Below are 6,421 nucleotides of genomic sequence, written 5' to 3' on the forward strand. Positions count from 1 at the left end.
CGGTGATTTTTTTGTTTTCGGCACGAAATAGACGGGGTACGTGAACCGTGTAAAATTTACCGCAGAATAGTTAGCGACTCTCGATTTGCAGAACGGTCAGCAAGTCACCTTCCACGGTGAATTTTACCTCAAATTCCGCAAACGGGAACCCGTACACGCGGCCTGCCTCGTGCTGATACCCCGGTCTCGGGTCCTGTGCGAGTACGTTCAGCAGGGTTTGACGGCGTTCCTGCGGCAGCTTTTCGAGCAGCTGCGCCGGACACTCCACGCGCACGGCATCGGTCGTGAGCGCAAAACCGCCGCGTGCTTCCGGATGCGAATCCGTGTACGCAAGGTACGGCTTGATGTCGAAAATCGGCGTGCCGTCCATCAGATCCGCGCCCGAAATGTGCAGCACCGGACCGTCCGGTGTGTTGGGCTCCACGCGGTCAAGGCGCACCGAGGATAGTCCGATCTCGTTCGGCCGGAACGGCGAGCGCGTCGCAAACACGCCGATGCGCTTGTTGCCGCCCAGCTTGGGCGGGCGCACGGTCGGTGACCAGCCGTCACGCACGGCTGCCGAAAACTGCCAGATGAGCCACAGGTGAGAGAAACCCTCGATGCCGCGCAGCGCATCCGCGTTGCGGTATTCCGGCTCGAATACAATGCGCGCCGGTACGTCCGCCAGTCCGCTCTGCCGCGGAATGCCGAATTTGGTGGGAAAATCGCTGTGTATCCGCGCAATAATATGCATTTCTACCGTCTGTGACATAAGAATTCTCCTTTTGGGTGATATATTCAGTATAGCACAGGAACCGTCGGGTGCAAAGCAGTGTTTTACAAAATGTTAATGCATTCCACCTCAAAACGCGCTATAATAGAATCAGATTAAACTGGGAAAGCAGGGGAGAACTATGCCCAAGAAGATATTGATCGTAGAGGACGAGGCCAACATCCGCGAGCTGCTGCGCCTGTATCTGGAGCGCGAAGGCTACACGGTGCTCGAGGCGGAAAACGGCGTGGAGGGCATCAAAAAGTGGAAGTCCGACAAGCCGGACATGCTGCTGCTCGATGTGATGATGCCGGTGATGGACGGCTGGGCGGTCTGCAGGGAGATCCGCGCGGAGAGCGATGTGCCGATCATCATGCTGACGGCCAAAGGCGAGACCGCCGACCGCGTTTCCGGTCTGGAGATGGGTGCGGACGACTACATCGTAAAGCCGCTCGAAATGCCGGAGGTCATCGCGCGCGTGCGTGCGGTGTTCCGCCGCATGGCGCCGGATGATGCGCCCGAGAAGCTGTCGTTCGACAACCTGGTGATCGACAAGCAGGCGTACGATCTGGTCATCAAGGGCAAGCGCGTGGATGCGCCGCCGAAGGAGATCGAACTGCTGTACTTTCTCGCCTCCAGTCCGAACCGCGTGTTCACCCGCGCACAGCTGCTCGACGATGTATGGGGCTTTGACTATTTCGGTGATACGAGAACGGTTGACGTACACGTCAAGCGTCTGCGCGAAAAGCTGGAGGGCGTTTCGGACAAGTGGGAGCTGAAAACCGTATGGGGTGTCGGCTACAAGTTTGAGACCAAGGAGTAAGCCATGGGCAGACGCAGTTTTTTCTTCAAGGACTATGTGGCCCACCTGATTTTGATCGTGTGCGCGTTTGCACTGGCCGGCGTGGTATTCTGCTACCAGATGAGCAGCTACGCGCTGCACGCCAAGCAGACCGAGCTGCGCACGACCGTGCAGAGCCTTGCCGAGCAGAGCAAGCTGCTCGAGGGCACGGACTCCGACGTGATCCGTCAGATTTACGTGCTGTCTATCGCGCGCGTGGCGAAGGAGGATGAGCTGACCGTGCTCATCACGGACGCGGACGGCAACATTGAAATGGGCGCCAAGCCGGACGGCACGACCTACACGCTGCCCGGCTATCATATCTCAAACGAAGTGGTCGCGGAGATGCACAAAAACGGCAGTTATGCGTCTGTCGGGTCACTCGGCGTGCTGAGTGAGTCCTCGTTTTACACGGTGGGCACCTGTGTCAAGGATGATAACGGCGATGCGGATTTGATGATCTTCGTCTCCACGCAGGACCCGAATTCGGCAGGCGTGGTGCGTCACTCGACGCAGACGCTCGTGCTCATCCTGCTGGTGACACTGGCGGTCATGCTGGTGATTTCGTTCATGATCTCTCAGCACTTCACGCGTCCGCTCAAGACGATTGCCGCCGCCGCTAAGGAATTCGCGGGCGGCAACTTCGATGTGCGCGTGCCCGAGGACAATCGCTGCTACGAGATTGACGAACTGGCGGTCTCGTTCAACAACATGGCGCGCGACCTTGACCAGCTTGAGGAACTGACCCGCGGCTTCATTTCCAATGTCAGCCACGAGTTCAAGACCCCGATGACGACCATCGGCGGCTTTGTGGACGGCATGATCGACGGCACGATTCCGCTCGACCAGCGCGACAAGTACCTGAAGATCATCGCGGAGGAGACCAAACGCCTGTCCCGCATGGTAAACCGCATGCTAGATGCCGCAAAAATTCAGTCCGGCGAGCTGATCCTCAGTCCGGCGCCGTTCGACTTTACCGAAATGACAGCGCAGATCCTGCTCTCGTTCGAGCAGAAGATTGAGAAAAAGAAGCTGGATGTGCAGTGCGACCTCGAGGAACGGCTGACCGTCATGGGCGACCGCGACCATCTGTACCGCGTGGTGTACAACCTGACCGATAACGCGGTAAAGTTCATCGAGGACGGCGGTACGCTGAGGCTGAAGGTCCATCAGGAGGGACAGCTGTGCGTATTCGCCATCAGCAACACCGGCATCGGCATTTCGGCGGAGGATCTGCCGCATGTGTTCGACCGCTTCTACAAGACCGACCGTTCGCGCTCGATGGATAAGACCGGCGCGGGTCTCGGCCTGTACATTGTGAAAAACATCATCAACCTGCACGGCGGCGAGATCTCCGTCCGCTCGGGCGGCGGCGAAACCGAGTTTGAGTTCACCCTGCCGCTCGCACCGGAGCAGAACCGACAGAATAACACCTGATTTCCAAACTCTCACAGACCCAAATGGTCTGTGGGAGTTTTTGCGAATTGTGTACCTGCTACACGGAACCTTGACATAGTGTTCAAAAAATATTCATATTGTTTTCAACAAACTGCCACATTGAGAAACTATGATAGAAGCATCAACAGAGGGAACGGAATGTTCCCGCGAATAACAACAGGAGGTCAGTATCATGGACGACTTCAACATGAACAACAAAACACCGCTGAACAGCAGCGATCAGAATAACGAACAGCCGGCCGCCGAAACCCGGAACACCGCACCGCAGAACGAGCAGCCTGCACAGGCTCCGCAGAGCGAGCAGCCGATGCAGCAGCCGCAGGCGGAGGCAGAACAGCCTGCACAGGCACCGCAGAGCGAGCAGCCGCAGGCAGAAGAGCCGCGCACGCCGTTCCAGACGCCGGTGCAGCATCCGGAGTTCCATCAGGCGCAGCAGCAGACCGGCTTCGGTGAGGTTCCGCCGATGAGCCAGAAGCCGCACACCCCGAAGGATAAAAAGCACAGCAGAGGCTTAGCGCTCGGCCTGTGCGGCGTAGCAGCTGCGTGCCTGCTGTTTGCAGGCGGCGCCGTTGTCGGCAATATGGCGTTCGGCGGCAATGCAAACAGCGATTCCGGCGCTTCGGCATCGACCTCGGATTCCGCGCCGACGCTGCAGATCAACAGCAAGCCGGAGTCTGATTCGAGCAATTCCTCGGACAACTATGACACCGCGGACGGCATGGCCGGTGAGGATATCTACAAAAAGGTCAATCCGTCGGTCGTATCGGTTATCTCCACCACCTCGGAGGGCACGGGCAGCGGCTCGGGCGTCATCATGAGCAAGGACGGCTACATTATCACCAACAACCACGTTGTGGACGGCGCGCAGTCGGTTTCCGTACAGCTGAGCGACGACACCTCTCTCGATGCCGAGATCATCGGCACGGATGAGCAGACCGACCTTGCGGTCATCAAGGTAACGCCGACAAGCGACCTGACCGCCGCAGAGTTCGGTGACTCGGATGAGCTGGAGCCGGGCGAGTATGCCTACGCGATCGGTTCTCCCGGCGGCGTACAGTTTGCGAACACCATCACCGGCGGCCGTATTTCCGCTATCAACCGCGATCTGACCGTCAATGACCGTGTTATGACGCTGATTCAGACCGATGCTTCCATCAACAACGGCAACTCCGGCGGCGCACTCATCAACAAGTACGGTCAGGTGGTCGGCATCACGTCCGCTAAGCTGTCCGGCAATGCGTTCGGCAGCGCCACTGTTGAGGGCATGGGCTTTGCCATCCCGATCAACACCGCCAAGGATATTGTTGATGAGCTGATTCAGAACGGTTACGTTTCCGGCCGTCCGTCCATCGGCATCACCGGCCAGAACGTTGAGTCCGCGGACGGCAAGGTGTCCGGCGTGCAGGTATATTCCATTGATTCCCGCGCAAAGGCAGCCGGTGAGGGTCTGCAGGTCGGTGATGTCATCACCGCCGTTGACGGTACCCCGACCCCGGACATGGATAAGGTAAACGAACTCAAGCAGGATAAGAAGGCCGGCGACAAGCTGACGCTGAGCGTATACCGTATTTCGACTGGCAAGACGCTCAATATCACCATCACGCTGACCGATTCGCACGACCTCGAGGGCGATGATCCGAATGCCCAGACCCAGCAGCGCCAGAGCAGCCAGAGCGATAATTCGCAGCAGAATGACGGCTACGGCAGCTATCGGTTCTCCAGTCCGTTTGGTTCGTTCGGCTGGTAAATAATTGAGGATTGAAAATGGAGCGGTTTCGTGTAGGGCGGAATAACCTCATCCCGCCGTATATAACGACAGGCACCGGTGTAAAACCACCCCGCCCTACAATATCAATATCGTAAATGGTAAAACAAAAGGCAGATTTTCAAACGAAAATCTGCCTTTTCTGCACACAGAATGAAAAATGAAATCATTCTCCATTTTTCATCTTCAATTACTTGCCATACTGCTCCGCCAGCTGCTGGCTGATAAACTGTCTTGCGGTACGCGGCGAACGTCCGTTACGGCGCAGCGCGAAGCGCTCTGCAAGCAGGTGCAGCTCGTCGATATCAAGGTTCAGGTCGTTCTCCTTGGCCAGCTGCTCGACGATGTACAGATACTCGTCCTTATCCGGCACGGAGAAGGTGATCTCCAGACCGAAACGGTCGGACAGCGAGGTGACGGTCTCGAGGGTATCACGTACGCGCACCTCATCGCCCTGACGGTCAGCCATGCTCTCGCGGATGAGATGACGGCGATTGGAGGTTGCGTAAATGACCAGATTGGACGGCTTTCCGGCCAGACCGCCCTCGATAAATGCCTTGAGCGCGGCAAAGTTGTCGTCCTCGCTGCTGAAGGTCAGGTCATCGAGGAACACGATGAAGCGGAACGGCGAACGCAGGGTCTGCTCGAACAGCTTGGGGAAGTTGGTGATATGCCGCGGAGACATCTCGATGATCTTCAGGCCGCGGTCGGCGTACTCATTGGCAACCGCCTTGACGGTCGAGGACTTGCCGGTGCCCTTGTCGCCATAGAGCAGGATGTTATTGGCGTCGCGTCCGTCGAGAAAGGCAAGCGTGTTCTTGAGGATTTTCTGCTTCTGCATTTCGTAGCCGGGCAGGTCGTGCAGACGGATGGCGTCCGGATGCACGATCGGGGTCGCCGAGCCGTCGTCCTGCATGGCAAACGCAGAGGACTGTGCGAAGAAGCCGTAGCCCTCCTCGCGGTAGTAATCGGCAAGAGCCGCACCGGTGGAGAACGGAAGCGAGTCCGCGGCTTCGAAGTCCGGCAGATCCTCAAGTGCAGGCTCGTAGAACTTGTCCGCTGCTGCGGACTTGAAGGCTTCGCCGTCGAGCGCGAGCAGAGCGTTCAGCACGTCCAGATCGTGGGTTGCGGCGTTGAGCACAGCCGCTTCCGGTGCGTTGATGGTATCGGTCAGGGTGTTGGTGTCAAAGTGCACGGCGTCGAGCACTGCCTGCGCGATATCGCCGCAGGAGAAGCGGGTCGCGCACAGTGCGCCGTAGCGGTCGGCAAAGTTGGCGGCTGTGCCGTCGAGCGCGGTCAGCGTGTCGCCGTAGGCGCGCATCAGCGGATGGGGAAGCAGTCCGCGCAGCACGGAAAGCGCGCGCAGACGCAGGGAAAGGGCGGAAAGCTCCATTGTTTTCAACTCCAGTCAGGATTGTAGTTTATAACCTAATCAGCATAGCACACTTTTTTGCTCATTTCAACATAGTATGAGGGGAGAAACCTTAGGGCAACATCGCACAATTAAAGATGCGGCTCCTTGTGCAGGCTCCGGTCGCGCTGCCGCGGCTCCTTGTGCAGGCTCCGGTCGCACTGCCGCGGTTCCTTGTGCAGGCTCCGGTCGCAC

The 6,421-nt window shown here is 58.1% G+C and carries 5 protein-coding genes; 3 read left to right on the forward strand and 2 right to left on the reverse strand.

Annotated features, from left to right (window positions below):
- Window positions 1–70: 70 nt before the first annotated feature.
- The gene (gene tsaA, locus PGY33_RS07845) at window positions 71–751 is read right to left on the reverse strand and encodes a tRNA (N6-threonylcarbamoyladenosine(37)-N6)-methyltransferase TrmO (RefSeq protein ID WP_270478067.1); all 681 of its coding nucleotides are present in this window, start codon (window positions 749–751) and stop codon (window positions 71–73) included.
- A gap of 142 nt (window positions 752–893) precedes the next feature.
- Here tsaA and PGY33_RS07850 point away from each other — a divergent pair, with 142 nt between their 5' ends.
- From PGY33_RS07850 to PGY33_RS07860, 3 genes are all read left to right on the forward strand, one after another.
- On the forward strand, window positions 894–1,574 hold the full coding sequence (locus PGY33_RS07850; protein WP_110435133.1) for a response regulator transcription factor: 681 nt from the start codon (window positions 894–896) through the stop codon (window positions 1,572–1,574).
- Window positions 1,575–1,577: 3 nt separating this feature from the next.
- Window positions 1,578–3,029, forward strand: coding sequence for a sensor histidine kinase (locus PGY33_RS07855; RefSeq protein ID WP_270478070.1), 1,452 nt, complete (start codon window positions 1,578–1,580; stop codon window positions 3,027–3,029).
- 193 nt (window positions 3,030–3,222) lie between these two features.
- Window positions 3,223–4,797, forward strand: coding sequence for a trypsin-like peptidase domain-containing protein (locus PGY33_RS07860; RefSeq protein WP_270478072.1), 1,575 nt, complete (start codon window positions 3,223–3,225; stop codon window positions 4,795–4,797).
- Between the two features lie 208 nt (window positions 4,798–5,005).
- Here the strand turns inward: PGY33_RS07860 and PGY33_RS07865 are convergent, their stop codons facing one another.
- Window positions 5,006–6,208, reverse strand: a complete 1,203-nt coding sequence (locus PGY33_RS07865; RefSeq protein ID WP_270478075.1) for an ATP-binding protein — start codon at window positions 6,206–6,208, stop codon at window positions 5,006–5,008.
- Window positions 6,209–6,421: the final 213 nt, after the last annotated feature.

The organism is Butyricicoccus sp. AF18-9LB (assembly GCF_027684505.1).
GTDB lineage: Bacteria > Bacillota > Clostridia > Oscillospirales > Butyricicoccaceae > Agathobaculum > Agathobaculum butyriciproducens.

Excerpts from the sequence above, each read along its gene's own strand:
- PGY33_RS07860 (WP_270478072.1), top strand. The coding sequence starts at position 3,223 with ATGGACGACTTCAACATGAACAACAAAACACCGCTGAACAGCAGCGAT.
- tsaA (WP_270478067.1), bottom strand. The coding sequence starts at position 751 with ATGTCACAGACGGTAGAAATGCATATTATTGCGCGGATACACAGCGAT.
- PGY33_RS07865 (WP_270478075.1), bottom strand. The coding sequence starts at position 6,208 with ATGGAGCTTTCCGCCCTTTCCCTGCGTCTGCGCGCGCTTTCCGTGCTG.
- PGY33_RS07855 (WP_270478070.1), top strand. The coding sequence starts at position 1,578 with ATGGGCAGACGCAGTTTTTTCTTCAAGGACTATGTGGCCCACCTGATT.
- PGY33_RS07850 (WP_110435133.1), top strand. The coding sequence starts at position 894 with ATGCCCAAGAAGATATTGATCGTAGAGGACGAGGCCAACATCCGCGAG.